This is a genomic window from Pseudomonas sp. FP198, from assembly GCF_030687895.1.
Taxonomy (GTDB): Bacteria; Pseudomonadota; Gammaproteobacteria; order Pseudomonadales; family Pseudomonadaceae; genus Aquipseudomonas.
This window is the reverse complement of the sequence record NZ_CP117452.1, coordinates 4,399,816-4,423,930: the sequence shown is the minus strand read 5'-3', so window position 1 is coordinate 4,423,930 and position 24,115 is coordinate 4,399,816. Positions and strand designations below refer to the sequence as shown.

Annotated in this window: 24 protein-coding genes; 9 read left to right on the top strand and 15 right to left on the bottom strand. The window is 56.5% G+C overall.

Translation table 11 applies throughout. The features are described from left to right. Nucleotides 1-137 precede the first annotated feature (137 nt). A complete protein-coding gene (locus PSH78_RS20165) occupies nt 138-1,088 on the top strand; it encodes a YihY/virulence factor BrkB family protein (protein ID WP_305496311.1) in 951 nt (316 codons plus the stop codon). Beyond that, complete coding sequence (gene def / locus PSH78_RS20160) at nt 1,085-1,624, top strand: peptide deformylase (protein WP_305496310.1); 540 nt, start codon at nt 1,085-1,087, stop codon at nt 1,622-1,624. Before PSH78_RS20165 ends, def begins: the two co-directional genes overlap by 4 nt. 123 nt (nt 1,625-1,747) lie before the next feature. Here def and PSH78_RS20155 read toward each other — a convergent pair whose 3' ends face one another. From PSH78_RS20155 to PSH78_RS20145, 3 genes are all read right to left on the bottom strand, one after another. Continuing rightward, nucleotides 1,748-2,167 (bottom strand): GNAT family N-acetyltransferase, encoded by a 420-nt coding sequence (locus PSH78_RS20155; RefSeq protein WP_305496309.1) that lies wholly within the window; start codon nt 2,165-2,167, stop codon nt 1,748-1,750. 303 nt (nt 2,168-2,470) lie between these two features. After that, the gene (locus PSH78_RS20150; RefSeq protein WP_305496308.1) at nt 2,471-3,004 is read right to left on the bottom strand and encodes a hypothetical protein; all 534 of its coding nucleotides are present in this window, start codon (nt 3,002-3,004) and stop codon (nt 2,471-2,473) included. A gap of 172 nt (nt 3,005-3,176) precedes the next feature. Continuing rightward, nucleotides 3,177-4,208, bottom strand: a complete 1,032-nt coding sequence (locus PSH78_RS20145; RefSeq protein ID WP_305496307.1) for a LacI family DNA-binding transcriptional regulator — start codon at nt 4,206-4,208, stop codon at nt 3,177-3,179. A 216-nt stretch (nt 4,209-4,424) separates the two neighbouring features. Between PSH78_RS20145 and PSH78_RS20140 the strand changes: the two genes are divergently transcribed. Both PSH78_RS20140 and PSH78_RS20135 read left to right on the top strand, forming a co-directional pair. Then, nucleotides 4,425-4,958: a gluconokinase gene (locus PSH78_RS20140; RefSeq protein ID WP_305496306.1), complete on the top strand. Its 534-nt coding sequence runs from the start codon at nt 4,425-4,427 to the stop codon at nt 4,956-4,958. A 92-nt stretch (nt 4,959-5,050) separates the two neighbouring features. Then, a complete protein-coding gene (locus tag PSH78_RS20135; RefSeq protein ID WP_305496305.1) occupies nt 5,051-6,403 on the top strand; it encodes a GntP family permease in 1,353 nt (450 codons plus the stop codon). Between the two features lie 163 nt (nt 6,404-6,566). On the opposite strand, the gene alaC is transcribed toward PSH78_RS20135, so the two are convergent. Continuing rightward, nucleotides 6,567-7,781 (bottom strand): alanine transaminase, encoded by a 1,215-nt coding sequence (gene alaC / locus PSH78_RS20130; RefSeq protein WP_305496304.1) that lies wholly within the window; start codon nt 7,779-7,781, stop codon nt 6,567-6,569. A gap of 208 nt (nt 7,782-7,989) precedes the next feature. Between alaC and PSH78_RS20125 the strand changes: the two genes are divergently transcribed. Together PSH78_RS20125 and PSH78_RS20120 are read left to right on the top strand one after the other, a co-directional pair. Next, on the top strand, nt 7,990-8,652 hold the full coding sequence (locus PSH78_RS20125) for a LysE family translocator (RefSeq protein WP_305496303.1): 663 nt from the start codon (nt 7,990-7,992) through the stop codon (nt 8,650-8,652). 79 nt (nt 8,653-8,731) lie between these two features. After that, the gene (locus PSH78_RS20120) at nt 8,732-9,220 is read left to right on the top strand and encodes a GyrI-like domain-containing protein (protein ID WP_305496302.1); all 489 of its coding nucleotides are present in this window, start codon (nt 8,732-8,734) and stop codon (nt 9,218-9,220) included. Nucleotides 9,221-9,286: 66 nt separating this feature from the next. Here PSH78_RS20120 and PSH78_RS20115 read toward each other — a convergent pair whose 3' ends face one another. The 7 genes from PSH78_RS20115 to PSH78_RS20085 all read right to left on the bottom strand — a co-directional run bounded on the left by PSH78_RS20115 (nt 9,287) and on the right by PSH78_RS20085 (nt 16,175). After that, nucleotides 9,287-9,973 carry a thymidylate kinase gene (locus PSH78_RS20115; RefSeq protein WP_305496301.1) on the bottom strand — a complete coding sequence of 229 codons (687 nt, stop codon included), beginning with the start codon at nt 9,971-9,973 and terminating at the stop codon, nt 9,287-9,289. Beyond that, nucleotides 9,970-11,106 carry a radical SAM protein gene (locus tag PSH78_RS20110; protein WP_305496300.1) on the bottom strand — a complete coding sequence of 379 codons (1,137 nt, stop codon included), beginning with the start codon at nt 11,104-11,106 and terminating at the stop codon, nt 9,970-9,972. The genes PSH78_RS20115 and PSH78_RS20110 overlap by 4 nt, the downstream gene beginning before the upstream one ends. 29 nt (nt 11,107-11,135) lie before the next feature. Continuing rightward, the gene (locus PSH78_RS20105) at nt 11,136-11,969 is read right to left on the bottom strand and encodes an inositol monophosphatase family protein (RefSeq protein WP_305496299.1); all 834 of its coding nucleotides are present in this window, start codon (nt 11,967-11,969) and stop codon (nt 11,136-11,138) included. Further along, on the bottom strand, nt 11,953-12,570 hold the full coding sequence (locus PSH78_RS20100; protein ID WP_305496298.1) for a hypothetical protein: 618 nt from the start codon (nt 12,568-12,570) through the stop codon (nt 11,953-11,955). The genes PSH78_RS20105 and PSH78_RS20100 overlap by 17 nt, the downstream gene beginning before the upstream one ends. Nucleotides 12,571-13,027: 457 nt before the next feature. Continuing rightward, the gene (locus PSH78_RS20095; protein ID WP_305496297.1) at nt 13,028-14,362 is read right to left on the bottom strand and encodes an MATE family efflux transporter; all 1,335 of its coding nucleotides are present in this window, start codon (nt 14,360-14,362) and stop codon (nt 13,028-13,030) included. 60 nt (nt 14,363-14,422) lie between these two features. Further along, nucleotides 14,423-15,478 carry a hypothetical protein gene (locus PSH78_RS20090; RefSeq protein WP_305496296.1) on the bottom strand — a complete coding sequence of 352 codons (1,056 nt, stop codon included), beginning with the start codon at nt 15,476-15,478 and terminating at the stop codon, nt 14,423-14,425. 211 nt (nt 15,479-15,689) lie between these two features. Further along, complete coding sequence (locus PSH78_RS20085; protein ID WP_305496295.1) at nt 15,690-16,175, bottom strand: N-acetyltransferase; 486 nt, start codon at nt 16,173-16,175, stop codon at nt 15,690-15,692. 140 nt (nt 16,176-16,315) lie between these two features. Between PSH78_RS20085 and PSH78_RS20080 the strand changes: the two genes are divergently transcribed. The 3 genes from PSH78_RS20080 (at nt 16,316) to PSH78_RS20070 (ending at nt 18,463) form a co-directional block, all read left to right on the top strand. Further along, on the top strand, nt 16,316-16,741 hold the full coding sequence (locus PSH78_RS20080) for an SgcJ/EcaC family oxidoreductase (RefSeq protein WP_305496294.1): 426 nt from the start codon (nt 16,316-16,318) through the stop codon (nt 16,739-16,741). Nucleotides 16,742-16,797: 56 nt separating this feature from the next. After that, nucleotides 16,798-17,142: a YciI family protein gene (locus PSH78_RS20075; RefSeq protein ID WP_305496293.1), complete on the top strand. Its 345-nt coding sequence runs from the start codon at nt 16,798-16,800 to the stop codon at nt 17,140-17,142. Nucleotides 17,143-17,227: 85 nt separating this feature from the next. Continuing rightward, a complete protein-coding gene (locus PSH78_RS20070; RefSeq protein WP_305496292.1) occupies nt 17,228-18,463 on the top strand; it encodes an RNA polymerase sigma factor in 1,236 nt (411 codons plus the stop codon). A 263-nt stretch (nt 18,464-18,726) separates the two neighbouring features. On the opposite strand, the gene PSH78_RS20065 is transcribed toward PSH78_RS20070, so the two are convergent. The 4 genes from PSH78_RS20065 to PSH78_RS20050 all read right to left on the bottom strand — a co-directional run bounded on the left by PSH78_RS20065 (nt 18,727) and on the right by PSH78_RS20050 (nt 24,038). After that, nucleotides 18,727-20,070, bottom strand: coding sequence for an imelysin family protein (locus PSH78_RS20065; protein WP_305496291.1), 1,344 nt, complete (start codon nt 20,068-20,070; stop codon nt 18,727-18,729). Between the two features lie 146 nt (nt 20,071-20,216). After that, nucleotides 20,217-22,268 carry a bifunctional diguanylate cyclase/phosphodiesterase gene (locus PSH78_RS20060; protein WP_305496290.1) on the bottom strand — a complete coding sequence of 684 codons (2,052 nt, stop codon included), beginning with the start codon at nt 22,266-22,268 and terminating at the stop codon, nt 20,217-20,219. A gap of 396 nt (nt 22,269-22,664) precedes the next feature. After that, on the bottom strand, nt 22,665-23,261 hold the full coding sequence (locus PSH78_RS20055) for a superoxide dismutase (RefSeq protein WP_127929573.1): 597 nt from the start codon (nt 23,259-23,261) through the stop codon (nt 22,665-22,667). Nucleotides 23,262-23,435: 174 nt separating this feature from the next. Further along, on the bottom strand, nt 23,436-24,038 hold the full coding sequence (locus tag PSH78_RS20050) for a LysE/ArgO family amino acid transporter (RefSeq protein WP_305496289.1): 603 nt from the start codon (nt 24,036-24,038) through the stop codon (nt 23,436-23,438). Nucleotides 24,039-24,115: the final 77 nt, after the last annotated feature.

The following is a 24,115-nucleotide window of genomic DNA, read 5'->3' as shown; positions in this document are numbered from 1 at the left end:
GCGGGTGGCCGTTTTCATGTCGGCTCGAACTTGCACCGGGGGAAATTGTTCCAAAGTCGCCAACAGGTTACTTTGTCTTGGCATACCCTGATGAGTCGCCAGGCGACCTTCCTTTTTTGCGGCGAAAGGAGACGCACATGATGTTCCCGGCCTTGAAAGGCTTGCCCCTGCACCGCGTGATGATGCGCACGGTGACCGAGTTTCTCGACGACGAGATGTCGACGTACGCCTCCGCGCTGGCTTACCAGATGTTGTTTTCGCTGTTCCCCTTCATTCTTTTCCTGATCGCCCTGATCGGTTTCCTGCACCTGCCGGATTTTTTCTCCTGGTTGCGCCTGCAATCGGAACTGGTGCTGCCGCCGCAGGCGCTGGAGCAGGTCAACCCGGTGATCGACCAGCTCCAGCAGTCCAAAGGGGGCCTGCTGTCGGTCGGTATCGTGATTGCGTTGTGGACTGCGTCGGCCGGCGTGCGGTTGATGATGAGCGCGATGAATGCCGCTTATGACGTGGTCGAAGGGCGTCCGGCCTGGAAGCGTTTTCCGCTGTCGATCCTGTACACCGTCGGCATTGCGGGCATGCTCCTGGCCGCCGCGGCGCTGATGGTGCTAGGGCCGCAGGTGATGGGCTGGATTGCCGCCCAGATCGGGCTGGAGGAATTCATTGTCACCGTCTGGACGCTCGCGCGCTGGCCGGTCATCGTGTTTTTGCTGATGGTGGCGGTGGCGCTGATCTACTACGTGATGCCTGACGTCAAGCAGGAGTTTCGCTTCATCACGCCGGGCTCGGTACTGGCGGTAGTGGTCTGGATCATCGCGTCCCTGGGCTTCGCGTTCTACGTCAAGACCTTCGCCGACTACAACGCCATGTATGGCAGTATCGGCGCGATCATCGTGCTGTTGCTGTACTTCTATATCTCGGCGGCGGTACTGTTGCTCGGCGCTGAGATGAACGCGGTGATCGAGCACATGTCCGCCGAAGGCAAGGACCAGGGCGAAAAAAGCCCTGGCGAGCACGAGAAACAGCATGTGTCGGGCCTCGGGCGCGATCATTCCATCCCTCATAACCATACTGACGAAGCCCGACCATGATCCGCGAAATCCTGAAGATGGGCAACGAACGCCTGCTGCGCATCGCACCGCCGGTGCCGCCAGAAATGTTCGACAGCCCCGAGTTGTGGCAGTTGATCGACGACATGTTCCAGACCATGGAAAGTGTCGGCGGCGTCGGCCTGGCGGCGCCGCAGATCGGCGTCGACCTGCAACTGGTGATCTTCGGCTTCGAGCACAGCGAGCGTTACCCCGATGCCGAGGCGGTGCCGCAGACCATCCTGATCAACCCGTTGATCACGCCGCTGAGCCCGCTGATGGAAGAGGGCTTCGAGGGCTGCCTGTCGGTGCCGGGCTTGCGTGGTGCGGTGGATCGTTACCAGCACATCCGCTATGAAGGTTTCGACCCGAAGGGCGAGCCGATCGTGCGCACCGCCTCAGGTTTCCACGCGCGGGTAGTCCAGCATGAATGCGATCACCTGATCGGCCGCTTGTACCCGTCGCGCATCACCGACTTCAGCAAGTTCGGGTTCACCGAAGTGATGTTTCCGGAGCTGGATCCGACTGCCGACGATTGACACCGCACCCTCCGAACCTGTGGGAGCGAGCCTGCTCGCGAAAGCGCTGTATCAGTCAAATCATCTGCTGAAGTCAGATCGCCTTCGCGAGCAGGCTCGCTCCCACATGGGCTGTGTAGTTGTTCAGAATTGCGCAGGCACCAACCCCATCGCAATCATCGGCTTGCTCCGGGCATACCGGCTCAGCCGTTCAGCCATTGCATAAGGCAGTTCCGGATCGAAATGGAACCCGCGTCGCTCATAGAAGCCTCGCAGGTCAGGGTGGCAGAACAGCCACACCGGCGCCTCCACGCCTTTCATCGCCTCGTCTATCAATCGCGTTGCGATGCCTTGCGCGCGGAACGCCGGGTCGACGAACAACCCCGTCAACCAATGCCCACCGGACACCGGTCGCAGGCACAGGGCCGCGACGATTTCATCGCGCCGCGCCACCCAGAGTTGCGCGTCGCGCACGGCTTTCATCGAGGATTGGTGGGCACGATAAAATTTGTTCATCAGCGGCCAAAGCGATTCTTCGAGCGCTGCATAACGGATTTCGGACATGGCGGGGTCATGGTCAAGAGAACGCGGCGATTATAAAAGAACGCGGCTGCAGGGATAGGTGTATACCTGAGGGTACATCCCGTATGAATGGAGTACGTATCATGGCCAAAGGCATGGATTCAAAAAAAGCGGCAAAGAAAAAACCAGCGAAGAGCGCCGATGAAAAACGCGCCGACAAAAAAGCCAAGAAGGTCAATCTGTTCGGTCATTGAGGCGCTGTCGGCTCGGCTGGTCGAAGGTTTGAGGCGGAGGTTGCAACGCTCCGCCCAAACCCGCTGAGGTGATACCGAGGCGCTGCCAGGTTCAGAGGGTGGCGAGGACAGTGCTCTCGGCAGGGTTTTTCTCGCTCTGCTGATCTTTCTCCATTTGCGCCATCGCCGACTTGTCCTGCATGCGCTGGGCAATCTCTTCGCCGACCGCCAGTTGTTTCTCCGGCGGCATTGCCGCGAACTCTTCTTCGGTGATGCCCATTTCCTGGAGAATGCTGTCATGCAAGCGTTGTTCAGGCGTCTTGCTCATGTAGTCCTTGAACTGGGCCATGGCAGAGCTGGTCTCTGCGAAGGCTGGCGAGCCAACCGTCTGTAATTGCACTCGGGTCTTGGCGAAGGCTTCGTCGACCTTGTCGCTGATGGCGGTGGCGGCGCTTACCTGTTGCGAGGCTTGTCGAGTGGCGGAGTCCTGGACTTGGACGCTGGCCTGGCTGGCCTGGGTCTGGACGTTATCTCGCAGCGCTTGCAGCGCGGCGCTTTGCAGGCCGCTGGCGGCTTCGGCTGTCGGGTCGTCGCCGGGGCGCTTGAGCGGCAGGATCATTGCTTGCTGTTTTGCACTGACCAACATGATGCGTACCTGTAGAAAGTGGCTGAGCGAGGGAGGGAGCAATTCCCATGCCGTCGTGCCAGATCCCTGGAATCAAAGGGCTGCAGGCGAGAGATATGGGGTGGGGCGGCCAATCCTTGCCGTTCGTCGGCATGGTTCGTGGCATGGATCGACCGCATCCTGCCGGGGCCGTTCAGGTGCTTTCGCGGACCTTGAGTTCGAACCCCAAGTCCACCACCGGCTGGGCGATGCGGTTGCCAGCCATCAAGGTGAGCATCTGTTCAGCGGCGCGGCGGCCGATGGCTTCCCGTGGGGTGCTGATGCTGCTCAAGCGTGGCACCATGTGGGCCGAGGCGGGCAGGTCGTTGAAACCGAGGATCGAAACCTGCTCGGGGATCCTGATGCCGCTGCGCAACGCTTCGAGCAGGGCGCCGTGGGCCAGGTCGTCGTTGCCGAAGAAGATCGCATCGACGTCCGGATGGCTGGCGAGCAACTGCAGGAACAACTCGCCGCCCAGGCCCACCGATGACGGACGCGGCGTGAGTATTTCCAGGTCCGGGTCGTAGAGCCCGGCCTCCTGCAACGCGCGCCGGAAACCTTCGCCGCGCAACAGCGTGCGCTGGTCCAGTTGCGCGCCGATGTAGGCCAGGCGCTTGCGGCCTCGGGAAACCAGGTGATCGGCAGCGGTTTCGCCGGCCTTGAGCTGGGAGAAGCCCACGCAGTTGAGGCCGGCGCCCGGGTCCAGTTCCATCATGTACACGCAGGGAATGTTGCTGGCCTCGATCATCCGTCGAGCGCTTTCGGTGCGGTCGAACCCGGTGAGCAACAATCCTCGCGGCTGATAGGCCATGTAGTTGCGCAGCAGGTCCTCTTCTTCATCCCGGGAATAATGGTAATTGCCGATCACCACTTCGAAGCCCTTGGGCCGCAGCACGCGATGAATGGCTTCGAGAGTGTCGATAAACAAAAGGTTGGACAACGATGGCACCAGCACTACCACCGAATGGCTCTGGGCCGAAGCCAGGGCGCGGGCGGCGGGGTTGACGACGTAGTTGAGTTCCAGGGCGGCCTGGCGGACCTTGTCCACCAGTTCGACGGCCACGGTGCTGACGCCGCGTAGCGCACGGGAGGCGGTGATCGGGCTGACCCCGGCCAGGCGTGCGACTTCGTTGAGCGTGGGGCGACCGGTGGTGCGAGTATTCTTATCGTTTTTAGGGGCGGTCATCAGGGCGGCTTGCCAAACAAAAATCAAGGCACTAAGGTAGCGCTGTCTCGGCGCGGCTGCAAATGCGTGAGCAGGGTTTGCCTGATCCCCTGTCCGCCGGCGTCGTGGACGTACATGCTGCAACCACAAAAATGACAAGAAGGCGTCGGCAACTTCTGCTTTTGCTGCGGTGTCATAACTGGCAAAGGTAGCGCTGTCTGCGCGCTGAGGTGTTACATGAATAATCCAATCACCGCCCTGGTCATCATGGGCGTTGCCGGTTGCGGCAAAACCTGCGTCAGCCAGGCCCTGTGCCAACTGAGCGGCGCCACCGCCATTGAAGGCGACACTTTCCACCCCGCGGCCAACATCCAGAAGATGAGCGCCGGTATCCCCCTGAACGACGACGACCGTGCCGGCTGGCTCGACAGCCTGTGCGACGAGTTGCGCCGTGTCGACGCCATGGGCGCGCGCCCGGTGCTGACCTGCTCGGCCCTCAAGCACAGTTATCGCGAGCGTCTGCGCAGCGCCTTGCCGGGCCTGGGCTTCGTATTTCTTGAACTGACCCCGGAAGTGGCCGCTGATCGCGTGTCCCATCGCCCAGGCCATTTCATGCCGTCGACTCTGATCGACAGCCAGTTTGCCACCCTTGAATCTCCTGTCGGCGAGCCCCTGACCCTGGCTCTGGATGCGTCCAGCCACAGCGTTGATGAACTGGCCCGCCAGGCTTACGTCTGGTGGCTGGCCCACGGCCTGAAGCTCGCGAGCTGAAGCGTGAACACTTTGCGTCAGAAAGATAGCGCTGTCCCGACGGCTTGAAAATAACTGCTTCAATAACAACAACAAATCAGGAGACACCTCCCATGTTCGGCATGTCCCACGAGACGTTCCTGCTGCTAGATGCAGTGGTTACGGTGATCGGACTCATCGTCCTCATCACCAAGTTCAAATTCCACCCGTTCATTGCACTGACCATCGCCGCCGCGTTTCTCGGCCTGACGTCGGGCATGCCGACCGGTACCATCATCAAGGCGTTCCAGGACGGCTTTGGTGGCGTGCTTGGTTTTGTCGGCATCATCCTGGCGCTGGGCACCATGCTCGGCAAAATGATGGCCGAGTCGGGCGGCGCCGATCAGATCGCGCAGACCCTGATCCGTGCCTTCGGCAAGGAGAAAGTGCAGTGGGCCATGATGTTCGCCGCGTTCCTGGTGGGCATCCCGCTGTTCTTCGAAATCGGCTTCGTGCTGCTGATCCCGCTGGTGTTCATCGTCGCGCGCCGCACCGGCGTGTCGATCATCAAGATCGGTATCCCGCTGCTGGCCGGTCTTTCCGCCGTCCATGGCCTGGTGCCACCGCACCCGGGTCCGCTGCTGGCGATCGGCATCTTTGGCGCTGACATCGGCAAGACCATTCTCTACGGCCTGATCGTCGCGCTGCCGACCGCCATCATTGCCGGACCGATCTTCGGTACGTTCATCGCCAAGCACATCCCCGGCCATCCGAATCAGGAGCTGGTGGATCAACTGGCCCGCGAGACGAACGCCGCCGAACTGCCAAGCTTCAGTATCACCCTGATCACCGTGCTGTCGCCGGTATTCCTGATGCTGCTCAAGACCTTCGCGGATGTGGCGCTGCCGGACGGCAACCTGTTCCGTGTCTGGATGGACATGATCGGGCACCCGATCTCGGCTTTGCTGCTGGCGTTGCTGCTGTCGCTGTACACCTTCGGCTACAAGCAGGGCATCGGTTCAAGCCAGATGCTGAAGTGGCTGGACGCGAGCCTGGCGCCAACGGCTGCGATCATCCTGATCATCGGTGCCGGCGGTGGCTTCAAGCAGATGCTGGTGACCAGCGGCGTGGGTGACGTGATCGGCCACATGGCCGTGAGCGCGCAGATATCGCCGATCCTGCTGGCCTGGCTGGTGGCGGCGGTAATCCGGATTGCGACCGGTTCGGCGACCGTGGCGACCATTACCGGTGCCGGGATCGTCGTACCAGTGGTGGGGATGATGCCAGGTGTGAACCGTGAGCTGCTGGTACTGGCGACCGGCGCCGGCTCGCTGATCCTGTCTCATGTCAACGATGCGGGCTTCTGGCTGGTCAAGCAGTACTTCAACATGACCGTGGCCGAAACCTTCAAGACCTGGACCGCGATGGAAACCATCCTGTCGGTGGTGGGGCTGATCTTTATCCTGCTGCTGTCGCTGGTGATCTAAGAACACCCTGGACTTACTGTGGCGAGGGAGCTTGCTCCCGCTGGGCTGCGAAGCGGCCCCAATCCAGTCAACTCCGATTCATAGAGTGAGGCGACCGGTTTGCGACTGCTTCGCAGTCGAGCGGGAGCAAGCTCCCTCGCCACATAAAAATTGTGGTTGGCTGTCAGGCTTGTTTGCCAGCCAACCCATCCGCCCGGAACATCCCGCGGATCCCGCGTACCGCCTGGCGAATCCGGTCCTGATTCTCGATCAGTGCAAAGCGCACATGATCGTCCCCATATTCCCCGAACCCCACCCCCGGCGAGACGCAGACCTTGGCTTCGGCCAAGAGCTTCTTGGCGAACTCCAGTGAGCCCAAGTGCGCATAGGCCTCGGGAATCTTCGCCCAGACATACATCGATGCCTTGGGATTCTCCACCATCCAGCCCAGTTCATGCAGGCCCTTGACCAGGACGTTGCGGCGCTGGCGGTACTGCTCGGCGATGTCGCGCACGCATTGCTGGTCGCCTTCGAGTGCGGCGATGGCGGCCACTTGCAGCGGGGTGAAGGTGCCGTAGTCGTGGTAACTCTTGATCCGCGCCAGGGCGCTGACCAGTTCCGGGTTACCCACCATGAAACCGATGCGCCAGCCGGCCATGTTGTAGCTCTTGGACAGGGTGAAGAACTCCACCGCGATGTCTTTCGCGCCTGGCACCTGCATGATAGACGGGGCTTTCCAGCCGTCATAGACGATGTCGGCGTAGGCCAGGTCGTGGATGACCAGCACGTCGTATTGCTTGGCCAGGGCGATGACCCGCTCGAAAAAGTCGAGCTCCACGCATTGCGCGGTCGGGTTGGACGGGAAACCGAGGATCATCATCTTCGGCTTGGGGATCGAGCCGCGAATGGCCCGCTCCAGTTCATCGAAGAAATCCACGCCGGGCACCAGCGGCACCGAGCGCACCTGGGCGCCGGCGATCACCGCGCCGTAGATGTGGATCGGATAGCTGGGGTTGGGCACCAGCACCGTGTCGCCCTGGTCCAGGGTGGCCAGCATCAGGTGTGCCAGGCCTTCCTTGGAACCAATGGTGACAATGGCTTCGCTTTCCGGGTCGATGTCCACTTCGTAGCGGTCCTTGTACCAGCGCGAAATGGCTCGGCGCAGGCGTGGGATGCCTTTGGAAGTGGAGTAGCCGTGGGTATCTTCGCGCTGGGCGACGGTGACCAGCTTCTCGACAATATGCGGGGGCGTGGCGCCGTCGGGGTTACCCATGCTCAAGTCGATGATGTCTTCGCCGCGCCGACGCGCAGCCATCTTCAGCTCGGCAGTGATATTGAATACGTACGGGGGGAGTCGATCGATGCGCGCAAAGCGGCGCGGCGAACCTTGTTCGGCCATTGTTGCCTCGAGATACGTGAGCGCCCGGAACCGTCCGAGCGACGTCGGCCAATGCGTTGGCCTGCGGCGCAAGATAATCGGGCCAATGGCGGATTGTCCAGTAGCCGCGCCGAACTATTTTCGACGACACTGTCGCCCTGGCTGCGCCACCGGCGGTGGCCGTAGCGGCTTGTCGGACCTGTCTTACCCAATTGTGATGGAATGAATAATGGAATTTTCCAGCGGCTTCCTGCTGAGCCTTTCCTTGTGCCTGGACATCGGCGTGGCGAATATCGCGATGATCACCCTGGCGATGCAGCGCGGCTATTTCCAAGGCTTTGCCCTGGGCCTGGGCACCTGCGTAGGCGACCTGGTCTATGCGGTCCTGGCGCTGGCCGGAATGACTGTCCTGCTGCAATACGAAACGGTGCGGTGGGTGCTGTGGATCGGCGGTTCGGTGCTGTTGCTGTATTTCGCCGCGAAGATGGTTCATTCGGCGATCTTTCACAGTGCGGTGCTGGCCGAGGCCGGCGAGGTCCGGGGCAACTCGTCTCGGCAGGAGTTTTTTCGCGGGATCTTCCTGGCGATGTCGTCCCCCAGCGCCATCCTCTGGTTCGCGGCGGTGGGGGGTACGCTCATCGCCCGCTCAGGGGGCGGCACGGTAGTCAGTTCGGCGCTGTTTCTGAGCGGATTCCTCTGCGCCGGGCTGCTCTGGAGCGCCGGCCTGTGCCTGGCGGCAACCCAGGGCGGAAAATTGTTGGGGGATAAATTGCTGCGTTATTCCTACTGGGCATCGGCGGCGATTTTCTGCTATTTCGCCGTTTACGTGATCGTTTCTGGCTATAACGAGTTTGTCGGAACAACCGCCTCGGCTGTCCCGCCTGGACTCTGACAAGCGAAACGGCCTGGCAATCACGGTTTGGGTTCTATACTGCCAAACCCGACTTCAAGTTTTCCGGAGTGTCGAAGCAATGGAATCGCAAAAACGCGTTAATGCATCCGAGCCGCGCTTCGAGCAAGGACGCTTTCAGCTCATCGCCGGTTTCGGCGCGCGTTTTACCCAGGATACCGCCCAGGACATCCCGCTGCTCTGGGAAAAGTTCTTGCCCTGGCTTGGCAAAGTGCCGGGGCAGAAAGACGAAGTGACCTACGGCGTGTGTTGCAACCCGGACGGCCAGGGGGGCTTCGAATATATCGCCGGCGTGGAAATCAGCCGGCTTGACGACCTTCCGGAACAATACCGCTGGATCGAAATCCAGCCCGGGCCCTACGCCGTTTTCGAGCACAAAGGGCCATTGAAGAGCCTTCCGGACACTTTCCAGTACATCTGGAAGGAATGGTTGCCACATTCCGGTCACGAAGCGGCGGATGAGCCTGAGTTCGAGCGCTACAGCGAAGACTTCAACCCGCGGACGGGGAAAGGCAGCCTGGAGATCTGGATACCGCTCAAAGCCACCTGATCGACGCATATCGGCGGGGTACTAGATCCCCGCTTGGCAACGCTTAGCTTCGTAGCTCTGATTGTTCTACGCTCCTGGAATTATGTTTCGCACTGAGCTGACGGCTTTATCGAGGACGGCTTCCTCACTGAGGTCGGTCGTATCGATGCTTATCCAGTTTGCTAAACCACACAGCTCGTAGCTGGATCGGACCTGATTTTGATAGGTGATGAAACTGTTATAACGATCCTCATTGCCTCCATCATAGGCGCCACTCTCGCTAAGCCGAAAAGCCCCTTTCCGTTGCGCCGCGCGAGCTGGATCAACGTCCAAGAAAATGACCGCATCCGGAGTTCTAATCGTAGAAAAGATGGCCAAAGCTTCTTCTGCCAAATCGGAATTCTTAAGTAAAAAGCGAGCCAGATATTTATAGTACCAACCGTCTGCAATGCAACTGATTCCAGAGTTAACTAAGGGAGTAATGGCGGCGTAATCGGTAGCTTGGAACCAAGCAGCTATTAAATTTATCCAGTGCCTGTCACCCAGCTGATCCAGCGGGGCATCGTCTGGGTACTCCCAGAGTATTTCGCGTATACGAGACATGTGGAATTCCGTATATCCAGATGTTACCGGTGGTCGATTCTTGTCTATGTAGCTAAGGCCGGGAAAGGAGTCGAAAATTTTACTATATGTTGCTCTTGCTATCGTAGATTTTCCCGCACCATCAGTGCCTTCAAATGCAATAAACATTGATCGTTCAGTTAAGTTGTTCATGCGAACCCCTTCAGATAGGCTTCAGTGTCCAAGGAGTTGCGGCCACTTCCCTCAATTAATGGTTTGAAGCCCTCCCTCTGATATATCTCCGACATTTTTTTTCCAAGCGATTTCAAAAAATCTAATGAAGGGCGCTGCCGGTTGGCGTATTGAGAACCGGCATCAGGATGAAACACCGCCACAGCAGGTACTACTCCCATTACACCGAAGTACTCGATTCCTTCGATAATCGATTCTAATGGCTCCATCCCCGCGACGAACCCAGCGTAAACGTTACCGCGCCCCAACACGTCCACCGCCGCTTCGAAAGCTGCGAGAAAGCGTTCACGAGTGAAATCACGAGATTTTCCGGGACAGACCTTAGAGAATAATTCGGGATCGAATACTTCCAGGCTCATCGACATATTGTTTCCGACTGTTTTAAAACGCTCGAAAAGGCGGAAGTCTTTAGGAGGCATGGAAATCAAGTGATAATCCAATGCGCTATTCGCGTCGGTATTCTTTACTCGCTCAAGGAGGTCTAAATGTATTGAGTAGCCCTTGTCATAGTTTGGGATTGTGCCACCATTTAATAGAACCCTTCGATATCGATTACTCTCCTTGGTAATGGCCATGGCCACAGCCTCACCTGCCAAGCTGCCCTTTATTCGCATCTTGTGATCAGAGAGACTCTTTCTCGCAGGACCTAACGAACAAAACTTACATTCATGGCCGTCATTGAAATAGTAACAATGGCCTGGTGAGAAAATGCCGAGAGTCGAGTTGCCATATGCAGTTAAATGTTGTTCGCATAGTTCGCCATTACTCAGGTGCGCTCCATAAAATGTGGGTCTCTTAGGAAATGAGATTTCAATTTTTCTCTTTCCTTGTTTGAGTATGGGCGTTTCCCGCTCCAAGACTATAAAATAATCTGAGTTTGGATTGTAGTTGACTGCAACTATGATTTGTTCATTTAGAATGAGTTCTTGCGGAGTGCGAATATTTGAACTAATGATGACGCTGTCGCCCGTGCCGTAAGCACGCCTTTTTTCAATGTGGTCAGTCGCAGCTTTGAAATGCTCAAGGAACTCTCGGGAGAAATTTACGCCATGGCATAATATTTCAAGTTTAAGATTTACCATGTCGATTAACATAAGCTATGCCTCTACCATCTAGTTAAATATCATATGATAAGTTTTATTAACTGTGCGGATGATAATGCGATCAATGTGCCCCTGTCAGTGAGCGACTCTTCTGATGGGGGGAGGGAATATCTTACTTTTCCTGTGCCGTCAAACATTGCGCCACCTGCTTCTTTGAGAATCAATTCTGCCGCGGCAATATCACAGCTACGTTCGTGTCCTGGTGTGCTGACATCAATAAAAGCGTCAAGGATGCCAGCAGCAATCAGGCATATTTCTAACGAAGAACAGGAATAGATGCGGACTTTATTTGCGCTCCATAATAGGTTATCAATTATTTTTTTCTGGCTGTCTGTGTTGGGGCGGTGAAATGAAATGCGCATATCATCTATATGGCTGACTTTTCGAGTCTTCAATCTTTTTACAATGATGGGTGACTGCAAATAGGCCCCTTCACCTAGTGCTGCGGTAAAAACCACATCTCTCGATATGTCGTAAACCCAGCCGAAAATATAAGAACTGCCGTGGTAGAGCGCTACGCTGGAAGTATAGGAGGGAAATCCCAGCATGGCGTTGTGTGTGCCATCTAAAGGGTCTATGAGGAGGGAGAAGTCTCCGTGGTTACCAAGCGCAATTTCTGAGGTGCTGTCCTCTGAATAGATCGTTATGTGTGTGTCGATATTGGATAAGCTATTTAGCAATATTCTTTGGCACTCTACGTCATACTCGGTTAGTGTGGTGTTAAAGATATCCTCTAGGTGAGTGCTAGGTAGGCAAATTAGCGTACCCGCCCAATAGCGACGTAATTCTTTTCTTGCTTCATAAAGGCATTCTTCTAATTGGTAAATGTGTTTTTTACTAAATAGAGGTCTCATGTTGATGGCCCGTGATAAGTTGTTTGTGCCAATGGTTTCTGTCCAGTTTTGAGGCGTGAGTTTTTACTTCGTACAATCGACCTGCATAGACCGCATAGTCGGCGCTCATGAAGGCGCCGAAAGATTTTGGAAATAACGCTAAGGTCTTTATGTTGACTTTGTATCCTAAAGTGCTTCTGATTAAGTTTGCTGCTTGTATTAAGCTTCCTCCGGTATAAGATTTGTCTATGATCAGCCAAGATTCATCTGTTAGAGGCGGTGTTGGAAATATGTCTCGGAAGGCATTGTTTCTTGAAAGCATGCCAGCATCGTTTTGTCGATGAATCTCCGAAAAAAAGACATTGCTATCTCCCGTTGCGGTCATATAGCCAAGCGCAAGTGGTAAACCAGCTGATAATAAAAATAATTTGTTGTTCGATATCTGTTCTATTTCGTGCCAAATATCATGGTCTTCATAAATGAATCTAGTATTAAGGGAGCTGCTGCTGTTCCAATGCTCATGCGAGATGTAACTACTATAGAACGCGCAAAATTTATTGTGAAAATTCAAGGTGGCGTCACTCATGTTTATGAGTGGCAGGTCTTTATTGATGCCGCGCACCGCTCCTGGCTCATGGGTAGGGAAAATACCTTTGCGTAGATGCAGGAACGCCTGTTTGATAAGTGATTTTTTTTACCTCGATTAAACGAGCCTTTGAAGGGCCCGCAATAGCTATTTCTGGCGATAATCCATCACCTCTTACCCTGCAGATTTCTCCATGAGCCCAATTTCGCGTCCATACGTCCAGGTAATCCCATATTCGTACAACGGCTTGTTCTGTCATTCCATCGTAGATTCGCTCAAGATTACTGAGGTCACATACCATCTCTTCAGGATGGCGAAGATCGAAAGACGCTCTTTGAAGGTGACAGCCGTTCTGTATGGCATGTCGGTAGGTGTAATAATCATTAGTCTTGACACCACTTAATGTCCTCCATGCATGATGTCGGCTAATAATAGTAATGGGGACGGTGTGATGGTCTGATGTGTGTGACGTAGGATCTGCGTGTTTCATAGTTTAACTCGCAAACGTATCAGAGATTTTGGAGGTTGGGCGTCGCTTTATCTGCCGGTGAGGGTAGTGGTGAAATTTGTACGTCAGACGCCAAGTTAAAAGCAGCATCAAGAGCAATGAGCAAATGACCAAGGCTAAAAATATAGAGTGGACGCTGTCGTCATAAAAAGACAACAGGCCAATAGCACAGATAATGCCGACGATGTTTAGCGACGACACGGTTAGTAATGTTGGGATCCAAAAGTCACCCATGCCTCTCAAAGTCATTCGGGTGATCACGTAAATATATTCGAATGCTAGAAAGGGGATGGAGATCAGAATGTTTTTTTCAATAAGTTTTCTGGTTTCTATGTGTGAGGTGTAAATTATAGAGATATAGTCGTTTAGAAAGTAACAGGCCAGCAGTACGGGGGCAATTGTAAATAATCCAAGCTTAAGTCCATGAGTATAGGTTGCGCGCAAAGAGTCGAGGTCTTTTTGGATGTGGTGTCGAGCGCATGCGATTCCTATCGCGTTTCCCATTCCAATTGCGATCATATATACAAAGCGGAGAAAGTTAAGCGAGGCTTGGTACGCTGAAAGGCTGAAGTGATCGAGGCTGTTCGATATGAGGGAGAGCAGAAAAAATAATAAGCTTTCTCCTCCGATGCACAATGCTAGTGGTAGCCCACTTATCAGATATTGGCTATATTTTCTTATGGGTATATGTCTTGAGTGCTGGAATTCAGGAATATATTTGTGAATTTCTTTATTGAAAAGTACGAGGGCTGCGCCAGCAAAAAGCCATTTTAGGTTGGAATAGATTAGCGTGAATTTTATTAAGTCTATGTCTGCATTGGTCGTTATTAAAATGATACAGGTTAGACAAAAGATAGTGTTTAAAGTCCAGATGTAAATGAGTTCGTATTCTGTTTTTTTAACGGTTGTGAAAAAATTGAAAATAACAATCTGCAGATATGAGGCAGGTAATGAAAGAGAGAGTGTTAGAAGGGCGTGGGCTTGTTCTGAGTTGCTTCTGTCGGAGGGGGAGATATAGACGTAAAGCACTAATCCAATCGCGATCGATATGCCGAGTAGATATGCGAGTCTTAGAGAAATTATTAGGTGCGCCTCGGTCTCATCTGCGTTAAGGTTTGCGGATCCGGCGTCCGCAGTTAGCATTATTGAGAAAAGTCCAATTCCAACTACGGTCAGGAAAGAAATATAGGCCCATGCGAGTGATGCATGGCCAAGAGAGTTAACTATGTAGTGGCCAGCAAAGGATAGATAGAGAAGTGGGGCCGTCAGGTCGCCTAGCCTTGATGCTGTTAAAAAAATGGCAGTTCGGGTGACTTCCATCTGGGTCCACCGCTAATTATGTACTACCTAGAAAAGTGGAGCGTTTAACAAGGGCTTTGCTTAGTCCCACTCCTTAAGCAAGCTGATCAAGGAGGGCGTCCCTTGTGCTGCGAAATATTTTTTCCTGAAATGGTACTCGCACATTGAAATTCTGTGTTTCGTTTGTTTCCGTTTGTCGAACTCATTGTCTAGCGCTGTGAGAGATTGTTGTGCGGAAGGATAGGGGTGTTTCTTTAAAAGCTGTTCAATGGCTAAGAATAATTGATCCATGTATTCAAGTCCCTCTTGTATATAAGATCGACACTCTTTCTCCGTAGTTGCACCTTGGCGGGCTAAAACGAAGAACTTACTTTTTATTGTGTCGAATCCTTTGACTCTATGCATGTTGGAATAGACCCACTTGTAATGCTTGTTCGTCGTTCCGGCTAAATACGTGAAACTCATGCTTGTCTTAAACAGCATGTCTCGCACGATTTCACAACCCATCCATAAATTTCCTGACTGCCAACAGCCCTGGACATCTTGGAAGGCATAGAATACGGGTAGCTTTTCACGGTGGGATACATAGATGTGCTTTTCTATCGGAATTGATGATTTTAATTCGTTGAATTTTTCTTGGTTTGCAAGTGCGTAACCAATCAGGGATCTATGTATTATATTATTCTCTGTATTGGATAAAATGGGGCCGTAAAGAACGCGTTGGTCGGAGATTATTTCGTTGAAAGCTTTTTCGATATTGGCGATTATTTTGTCAAATTCATTGAATGTTATGTAGTCGACATCGATATGGATGCTTGTTTCGCCATAGAAGTCTGTTGTATTGTGGACCTCCTCCTCCTGTGTTATGTGATGGTAGTCAATGTCAGTTACCAGCGCGTGGCCACTTTCTTCGATGGAATCTGCTTTGGGGCGTTGCTTGCAAAAGACAATGCAGTCAATGTCGGAATGAAGGGTGCCAATACCTTCGATTAACGAACCCGAGACGATGAGGGCGCTTGCATCTTCCAGAAAAGCTCGTTTACGCAGGTAATCTTTGGGTATTGAAACTCTTCCATCCAGAACGGAAATTTCATTTTCGTGGATTTTTGAGGATGAAGTTTTTACAAGAGCAGTCATTGGAACTGTCCTCCAGTGTTGTGGCGAAGATAAAGGCTCGATCTAAAAACGAGTCGGTAAAGGAGAGATATATGAAGACCTCTTCTAATTAGAACTTATAGTATCGCGCTGAGCAGAGCGTCAATTGCTGTGAGCAAAATCAGAAGTGTCTTACAGATGCTGCTTTCAATAATACAAAGAAGCACTGGTGATTGGTGTCGATTCCTTTGGGCTAAAACACCAACCCCATCCTCCGTTCATAACCGATACGGCCCTTGTAGGCCTCGCCGCTGTCGACCCAGCCCAGGCGCGTGTACAGGCTGATGGCCGCGTCGTTGTCTGCATCCACCGAAAGCTCAAGCCCCTTTATTTCCGGCCATGCCGCTCGGGCGACGGTGGGTAGCGCTTGCAGGCAGGCCTTGCCGTAGCCTTTGCCCTGGGCGCGGCGGTCGACCTGCAAGGCGTGCAGGGTGGCGCTGTGTTCGCTGGCCCAGGCGGGCAGTACGGGTGGCCGCTTGAGCAGCAGGAACGCGATGGGCACTTCGTCAGCCAGCAGCGCAAAACCCTTTACCCCAGGGGCGGGCCTGGACAGCAGCGTATGCAGCGCACCATGGATATCGCCGGAAAACCTGATCTGTTCGGGGTGGATTTCGATGGCTTCGACCTGTTGCCGTTGCAGCGCGGTCAGGTCTTCATAGGGTACGAGCTGAGCAGTCACGAAAATGTCCATTGTTGCCGACAGAATGAGGCCTGGATTCTAGCGAAATTTTTTCTTTGGATTATTTTTGTTTGGCTGTCGATTCACTGTTTCTCCAGACGACTAAGGCTGTCTCTAACAAAAAACTGCGGAGAACCACCATGAATACCGAAACCGAAATCCAAGCGTTGATCGACACCTATCGCCAGGCCGTCATGGCCAAGGATGTGGAAAAAGTCATGGCGCTCTATGACGACGATATCGTCTCGTTCGATGCCATCCAGGCCCTGCAATTCAAAGGCAAGACCGCCTACCGCGCGCACTGGGAAGCCTGCATGGAAATGTGCCCTGGCCCGCACAAGTTCGATTTCCATCAGGTCCAGATCACCCCGGCGGAAAACATTGCGTTCGCCCATTGGCTGGCCTATTGCGGCGGTACCAACGACAAAGGCGAGGAACAGGCCTGCTGGATGCGCGTGACCGCCTGCTACAAGCGTGCGGCCGGACAGTGGAAGATCGTGCATGAGCACTGGTCGGCACCGTTCGATCCGATGGCGGGCACGGCGATATTCGACTTGCAGCCCTGATCGGCTACGGTTTCGTTCTGTCTTCCTTGTCGACCCGTCCGATTGCGGAGCTTTCCATGAAGTATCTATGCCTGGTGTACAGCAATGAACAGGTCCTGCATGACTCGCCCGAGAGCCCGCAGGACGCCGAATGCATGGCTTACGCCGAATCGGTCCAGGGCAGCGGCCGCATGCTCGCCGCCGAAGCCCTGGAGTCGGTGCAGACCGCCACCACGGTGCGTATGCGCGGCGGCAAACTGTCGATTACCGACGGCCCGTTCGCTGAAACCAAGGAGCAACTGGCGGGCTTCTACCTGATCGACGCCAAGGACTTGAACGAAGCCATCCAGGTCGCCGGGCACATCCCGGCGGCCCGGGTCGGCTGCGTCGAAGTCCGGCCGGTACGTCAGTTGAATCCCTGAACGACAATCACAACGGGATGATTTCCATGAGCCGTGAACCTGCTTTGTTGTCCATCAGTCCGATCACCCAAGGCCTTCCCGGCTGATGTCGGCCGAAGCGGTCAAGGCACGGGTCGAGCAGGTTTATCGCCAGGATTCGCGGCGAATCCTGGCGACGCTGATTCGCCTGCTGGGAGATTTCGATCTCGCCGAGGAAGCCTTGCACGAGGCGTTCTTCGTCGCGGTCGAGCGCTGGCAGCGCGACGGCGTGCCGGACAATCCCCGGGCCTGGCTGGTGTCGGCCGGGCGTTTCAAGGCGATTGACAGCCTGCGTCGGCGGGCGCGCTTCGCGGCGTCCCAGCCGATGCTGATCGCGCAACTCGAAGAGCTTGAACAGGCCGAGTGGAGTGACGAGGACGTGGAAGACGACCGCCTGCGGCTGATTTTCACCTGCTGCCACCCGGCCCTGGCGGCTGATGCCCAGGTACCGTTGACGCTGCGGGAAGTCTGCGACCTGTCCACCGAGGAAATCGCTCGTGCGTTTCTTGCCGCGCCGGCAGCCATCGCCCAGCGCATCGTGCGGGCCAAGGCGAAGATTCGCGATGCGAAGATCCCCTATCAGGTGCCGTCCCGCACGGAGCTGCCTGAACGACTCGACAGTGTGCTGCGGGTGATCTACCTGGTGTTCAACGAGGGATATTCAGCCTCGATGGGGGCCGAGTTGACCCGCGATGACCTGACTCGCGAAGCCATACGCCTCGCACGCCTGCTGTTGGAGTTGCTGCCCGAAGCCGAAGTGATGGGCTTGCTGGCGTTGATGCTGCTGCACGAGTCGCGGCGGCCCGCGCGAATGTCGATGGCCGGCGATCTGGTCTTGCTCGATGAGCAGGACCGGTCGCTTTGGGACCAGGCAATGATTGCCGAAGGTTGCGCAATGGTCGAGGCCGCCCTCAACACCCGGCGGTTCGGACCGTATTGCCTGCAAGCCGCGATTGCTGCGGTGCACGCCGAAGCGCCGAGCGCCCAGGAAACCGATTGGCCGCAGATCGTCGGCCTCTACGATGTGCTGTTGCGCGCCGTGCCGTCGCCAGTGATCGAACTCAACCGCGCGGCCGCCCTGGCCAAGCGCGATGGGCCGCAGGAGGGGCTACGCCTGGTGGACGGGATACTCGGCAGGGGCGAGCTGCTTGACTATCACCTGGCCCATTCGGCCCGGGCGGAGTTCTGCCGGCAGTTGGGGCGGGTAGAGGAAGCGAGGGCCGCCTATCGACGGGCACTTGAATTGACGCAGCAACTGCCGGAGCGGCGGTTCATTGAAGCACGGCTTGCAGGATTGGACTGATAATCAACCAGACGACCTCCTGTGGGAGCGAGCCTGCTCGCGAAAGCGTCAGCATAATCGACATCACTGTTGCTTTATGCACCGTCTTCGCGAGCAGGCTCGCTCCCACAGGAATGACCTCACATTATCGAAACACCACAAACCAATGTGGGAGCGAGCTTGCTCGCGATAGCGGTGTATCAGCCACTATTGCTGTCGGCTGGTAGACCCTATCGCGAGCAAGCTCGCTCCCACGGGGGTATCGATGGCTAGTCCGGCGTTGATCAGAACTCGTGATCAGCGTTGTCCGGGTTCAGGTCGCTGATACCCAGCTTGCCCGCAGCCTGTTCGATCGAGCCGGTCTGCTTGACCAGGGCGGCGATGGCGTCGCGCACGATCTGGTTGCCCGCGGTGTTACCGGCGGCGATCAGCTGGTCGTAGTGCTCACCCTTGTTGGCGTGATCGACCATGACCTGAATCTTGGCTTCGGTGTCGGCCAGCTCGGCCTTGAGCGTGGTATCGGCGGCCGGGTCGGCCTTGGCCACCAGGGAGGACAGGCTGGCACCGGTCATCTTGGTGCCGTCGACGCGGGTGTACTCGCCCAGGTAGACGTTACGCACACCCTTGGCATCGTAAAAATGCGAGTAGTGGGTGTTGTCGCTGAAGCAATCCTGTTCGTCTTCTGGCGAGTTGGCTTCCAGGGAGACTTTCATGCGCTCGCCCGCCAGTTCACCCAGGGACAGGCTGCCCATGCCGAACAGCATCTTGCGCAGACCGGTTTCGGCCGGTTCGGCTTCCAGCGTGGCGCGGTAGTTGTCGGCGACGTTCGGTTTCCAGTTGCCGACCATTTCCTGCAAGTCGTTCACCAGCAGCTGGGTCACGGACTTGAGGTAGGCACGCCGACGGTCGTTGTGGCCGCCAGTGGCGCCGGCGCCTTCCAGATAATCCGAAGCCGGACGATTGCCGGCACCCGGGCCGGTGCCGTTGAGGTCCTGGCCCCACAGCAGGAATTCGATGGCGTGGTAGCCGGTGGCAACGTTGGCCTCGGAACCACCCAGCTCGTTCAGGCTGGCGAGTTTTTCCGGGGTGATGTCCTTGACGTCGACCTTGTCTTCGCCGACCTGCACTTCGGTGTTGGCGATGATGTTGGCGGTAGCGCCCGGGTTACCCAGGGCGTGCTCGTAGGATTTGTCGACGTAGTCGATCAGGCCTTCGTCCAGGGGCCAGGCGTTCACCTGGCCTTCCCAGTCGTCGATGATGGTGTTGCCGAAGCGGAACACTTCGCTCTGCAGGTAAGGTACGCGCGCGGCAACCCAGGCAGCCTTGGCGGCTTTCAGGGTATCGGCGTTCGGCTTGGCGAGGAAGGCGTCGACAGCGGTCTGCAGGGTTTTCGCGGTGGATTCGGCATCGCTGTAGACGGCGTAGACGATGTCGGCGTAGTGCGCGACAACGGCCTTGCCAGCGGCTTCGTCGATCTTGCCAGCGGCAGCGGGGGCAGCCGGTGCCGCAGTGCTGGCGGCCGGCGTTGGCGCTTGCGGCGCGGCCGCCTTGTCTTTGCCTTCGCCGCAACCGGCGAGGGAAATAGCGATGGCCAACAGACTGGCGGTAGCCAGAGGCATACGAATCATGGCGAACATCCTGCTTCGGTGATGAATGGGACAGGCGCGAGGGCGCGCAAAACTGCGACATAATGCGAAAGATTTGCATTATATGTAAAGAGCTGCGGCGGTAATATTTCTTGCGCAGGCAGCCCGCGGAGGAGGGGTGGAAACAGTCAGATGATCGAGGCGTTGATGCGCTCGGCTTGCTTCAGGTAGTTACCCAGCTCCCGCGCCGGCAACGGTTTGCTGTAGTAGTAGCCCTGACCTTCATGGCAGCCCTCGGCAATGATGTAGGCTTCCTGCTCGATCGTTTCGACGCCTTCGGCGATCACCTGCATGCCCAGGCTCTTGCCGAGCTGGATGATGGCGCGAACGATCGTCGCATCGTCTTCGTCATCAAGCAGGTCCTGGACGAAACTCTTGTCGATCTTGATCTTGTCCAGGGGCAGGCTCTTGAGGTAACTCAAGGACGAATAGCCGGTGCCGAAGTCGTCGATGGCGATCAGCGCGCCGGAACGGCGCAGGCTCAACAGATGCTGGGCGGCCGTGGTGATGTCTTCCATCAGGCCGGTCTCGGTGACCTCCAGCTCCAGGCTGCGCGGGGGCAAGCGATACATCTGCAGGAAATTGCTTACCACCCTGGGCAGTTCGGCGTGGTGCAGTTGCACCGTCGACAGGTTGACGGCCATGCGCAGGTCGACAAAACCCTGGTCATGCCATTCGCGCAACTGTTTGCAGGCCTGGTCCAGCACCCATTCGCCGATGGCGATGATCGTGCCGTTCTGTTCCGCCAGGGGAATGAACAGGTCGGGCGGCACGAGGCCGTGCTCGGGGTGATGCCAGCGGATCAGCGCTTCGGTGCCGACCACCCGCAGGTCGCGGTAGCTGACCTGCGGCTGGTAGACCAGGGTGAACTGGTCGCGAGCCAACGCCTCGCGCAGGTCTTTTTCCAGTTCACGCCGGCGACGCATTTCGCTGTCGACGCTGGCGATATAGAACTGGTAGCGATTGCGCGAGCGCGTCTTGGCCAGGGTCATGGTCTGCTCGGCTTTTTGCAGGAGCTTCTCGGTGCTATCGCCGTCCTCGGGGAACAGCGTGATACCGATGGTGGCCCGCAGGCGGATTCCCTGCTCGTCGAGGATGAACGGCGCTTCCAGATCGTCGAGGATGCTCTGGGCAAGCTCGGCGGCCTCGTAAGGCTGCTCGATATCGGCTTGCACCAGGGCGAACTGGTCGCCACCCAGCCGCGCGAGGGCGCCGAGGCGTCCGCTGTGGGCACGCAGCCGATCGGCCAAGGCCAGCAGCAACTGGTCGCCGGTCTGATAGCTGAACTGTTCGTTGATGCCCTTGAAGTCGTCCAGTCCCACACACAACACGGCCACGCGACGTTGCAGGCGCCCGGCGTCCACCAGGATCTTGTCCAGTTGTTGTTGCAACTGCTGGCGATTGGGCAGGCCGGTGAGGAAGTCGTACTGGGCCATGCGCAGCAGGCTGTTTTCCGCTTCGTGGCGCAAGTGGGTGTTGCGCTCGATGGATTCGAGCAATTGGTTCGCGGTGTTGATCCACAGGCCGAGCTCGTTCTGCTCGTGGCCCCGTAGTTGCGGGATCTTGTGCGCGCTGGGGCGATCGGGGTTGATTTCGGTCAGGTGCTGGATGATCCGCGACAACGGTTTGGTCAGCAGCCAGTGATAGACCAGGTACAGCACCAGACCCATGGCCAGGGCCCGGAGCATTCCGGAAATGAAAATGATCACCGAGCTGACAATGAAGCCTTGGCCGTAGGTGGCGGTGTCGAGGGTGATGCTCAGGTCACCGTAATATTCACTGTAGGGCCCGCGTCCCACCAGTTGCGTGGTGAAGGTGCGTTCCTGGCCCAGTATCAGGTCGGTCAGCCAGCGGCTTTCGGAATGCTGGAGGGGCCGGGTCTTCTCGGCGAGCATCGTTTCGTGGGGGTGGCCGATGGAGGCCATGCGCACGGCCTCATCCTGGAACAGGCCTTCGATGACCTGCATGCCCATTTCCCGGTCGAGGCTGTAGACCGCCTGGGTGGAAGGATCGCGGAACATATCGAGGATGCGCTGGGCGTCGTCGGCGACGGCCCGATTGGTTTTGTAGGCATCGAAAACGATCTGGGCGCAGCTCAAGACCACGCCAACGATCAATGCCGAAAGGAGCACGACCCGGAGCAACTTCACAGACAAGCTGTTCTTGAGTTCCAGCTTCAAAGAGGGATTCCTTGTTCCGTGCGGGTAGCGTCAAGTTGCCATGAGTATTGGCAATCCTGTGATGTCAGTCAAAGGGACAATCCAACACAAGGCTTTTCGCCTGAAACCTGGCCGTTATACGGTGTTTGCAGAGTCTTTGCTCTACGACCATTGTTTCGGTTGAGGGGGGCCGCAACTTGAGGCCTGGCGGGATTATTTATCGGATTTCAGACGCGAGGTCATTCGCGCGCTGCGAAGCTATTGTGGGAGCGAGCTTGCCCACGATGAGGAAGGTACCGTCAACGTCTCAGTGTCTGGACCACCGCTATCGCGAGTAAGCTCGCTCCCATAAAGTAAAACCGAAAAAAAAGCGCTTTCCCGTCTCCGGAAAAGCGCCGTTTTCATTGGCATCACAACTTACGCAGTAAAGGTCTTGCCTTCGAACTGCTCAGCCACGAACTTCCAGTTGACCAGGTTCCAGAACGCTTCGACGTACTTCGGACGAACGTTGCGGTAGTCGATGTAGTAGGCGTGTTCCCAGACGTCGCAGGTCAGCAGCGGAGTGTCGCCGCTGGTCAGCGGGTTGCCGGCGCCGATGGTGCTGGCCAGGGCCAGGGAGCCGTCGGCCTTTTTCACCAGCCAGCCCCAGCCGGAACCGAAGGTGCCGATGGAAGTCTTGCTGAATTCTTCCTTGAACTTGTCGAACGAACCGAAGGCTGCGTTGATGGCTTCAGCCAGGGCGCCGGTTGGTTGACCGCCGGCATTTGGCGCCAGGCAGTTCCAGTAGAAGGTGTGGTTCCAGACCTGAGCGGCGTTGTTGAAGATACCGCCCGAGGAAGTCTTGACGATTTCTTCCAGGGTCTTGCCTTCGAACTCGGTGCCAGGCACCAGGTTGTTCAGGTTCACGACATAGGTGTTGTGGTGCTTGTCGTGGTGGTACTCCAGAGTTTCTTTGGAGATGTGCGGCTGCAGTGCATCGTGAGGATAGGGCAGCGGCGGCAATTCGAAAGCCATGGTGATTCTCCTAATCAGGTCAGTTGCGGTGAGCGCAAGGCCGATCACGGGCGGCCAGACTAGCGCCGGGGAGTTTGTACTCTTTGCGGCGCAGGAGTCGGATCATAGCACCGGGGGTGCGGCATAACCACGCAACAACTGTGTGGAATAGAGGTTCCAGAGCGGTTTGGAATATCAGCCCGAGACGATCAATTGCAGCGCCACGGTGAACATCATCAGCGCCACCAGCAGGTCCAGTATCCGCCAGGTACCGGGTCGGGCCAGCCAGGGAGCCAGCCATGCGGCGCCGATGGCCAGGGTCGAAAACCACAGCAGCGAGGCACTGGCCGCCCCCATGACGTAGGCGCCGGGCATGCTCTGCTGGGCGCCGAGGGAGCCGATCAGCAACACGGTGTCGAGATACACGTGGGGATTGAGCAGCGTGACCGCGAGTGCGCTCAGCAGGACCGTTCCCAGTGAACGCGCGGCCTGTTTTTCATCGCGTTGCAGGCTCTGTTTCGAACAGGCGCGGCGCAGCGCCAGGGTACCGTACCAGAGCAGAAACGCGGCGCCGCCCCAGCGTGCGATTGAAAGCAGCAACGGGCTTTGCGCCAACAGCGTCGCCAGGCCGAACACTCCGGCGGCGACCAGCAATGCATCGCAGATGATGCACAAGGCGGCCACCGGCAAATGGTGCTCGCGGCGCAAGCTCTGGGCGAGCACGAAAGCGTTCTGCGTGCCAATGGCCATGATCAACCCGAGGGCGACCAGCAGCCCGTTCACATAACTTTGCCACATGGCGTCAATTCTCCAGCTGGATTTGCAATGCTGGCCATTCTCCAGTCCGGCGCGGTATAAGAAAAACCAATCTTGCT

Coding starts and splice junctions, on each gene's coding strand:
- PSH78_RS20165 (WP_305496311.1), top strand. CDS start 138: ATGATGTTCCCGGCCTTGAAAGGCTTGCCCCTGCACCGCGTGATGATG.
- def (WP_305496310.1), top strand. CDS start 1,085: ATGATCCGCGAAATCCTGAAGATGGGCAACGAACGCCTGCTGCGCATC.
- PSH78_RS20155 (WP_305496309.1), bottom strand. CDS start 2,167: ATGTCCGAAATCCGTTATGCAGCGCTCGAAGAATCGCTTTGGCCGCTG.
- PSH78_RS20150 (WP_305496308.1), bottom strand. CDS start 3,004: ATGTTGGTCAGTGCAAAACAGCAAGCAATGATCCTGCCGCTCAAGCGC.
- PSH78_RS20145 (WP_305496307.1), bottom strand. CDS start 4,208: ATGACCGCCCCTAAAAACGATAAGAATACTCGCACCACCGGTCGCCCC.
- PSH78_RS20140 (WP_305496306.1), top strand. CDS start 4,425: ATGAATAATCCAATCACCGCCCTGGTCATCATGGGCGTTGCCGGTTGC.
- PSH78_RS20135 (WP_305496305.1), top strand. CDS start 5,051: ATGTTCGGCATGTCCCACGAGACGTTCCTGCTGCTAGATGCAGTGGTT.
- alaC (WP_305496304.1), bottom strand. CDS start 7,781: ATGGCCGAACAAGGTTCGCCGCGCCGCTTTGCGCGCATCGATCGACTC.
- PSH78_RS20125 (WP_305496303.1), top strand. CDS start 7,990: ATGGAATTTTCCAGCGGCTTCCTGCTGAGCCTTTCCTTGTGCCTGGAC.
- PSH78_RS20120 (WP_305496302.1), top strand. CDS start 8,732: ATGGAATCGCAAAAACGCGTTAATGCATCCGAGCCGCGCTTCGAGCAA.
- PSH78_RS20115 (WP_305496301.1), bottom strand. CDS start 9,973: ATGAACAACTTAACTGAACGATCAATGTTTATTGCATTTGAAGGCACT.
- PSH78_RS20110 (WP_305496300.1), bottom strand. CDS start 11,106: ATGTTAATCGACATGGTAAATCTTAAACTTGAAATATTATGCCATGGC.
- PSH78_RS20105 (WP_305496299.1), bottom strand. CDS start 11,969: ATGAGACCTCTATTTAGTAAAAAACACATTTACCAATTAGAAGAATGC.
- PSH78_RS20095 (WP_305496297.1), bottom strand. CDS start 14,362: ATGGAAGTCACCCGAACTGCCATTTTTTTAACAGCATCAAGGCTAGGC.
- PSH78_RS20090 (WP_305496296.1), bottom strand. CDS start 15,478: ATGACTGCTCTTGTAAAAACTTCATCCTCAAAAATCCACGAAAATGAA.
- PSH78_RS20080 (WP_305496294.1), top strand. CDS start 16,316: ATGAATACCGAAACCGAAATCCAAGCGTTGATCGACACCTATCGCCAG.
- PSH78_RS20075 (WP_305496293.1), top strand. CDS start 16,798: ATGAAGTATCTATGCCTGGTGTACAGCAATGAACAGGTCCTGCATGAC.
- PSH78_RS20070 (WP_305496292.1), top strand. CDS start 17,228: ATGTCGGCCGAAGCGGTCAAGGCACGGGTCGAGCAGGTTTATCGCCAG.
- PSH78_RS20065 (WP_305496291.1), bottom strand. CDS start 20,070: ATGATTCGTATGCCTCTGGCTACCGCCAGTCTGTTGGCCATCGCTATT.
- PSH78_RS20055 (WP_127929573.1), bottom strand. CDS start 23,261: ATGGCTTTCGAATTGCCGCCGCTGCCCTATCCTCACGATGCACTGCAG.
- PSH78_RS20050 (WP_305496289.1), bottom strand. CDS start 24,038: ATGTGGCAAAGTTATGTGAACGGGCTGCTGGTCGCCCTCGGGTTGATC.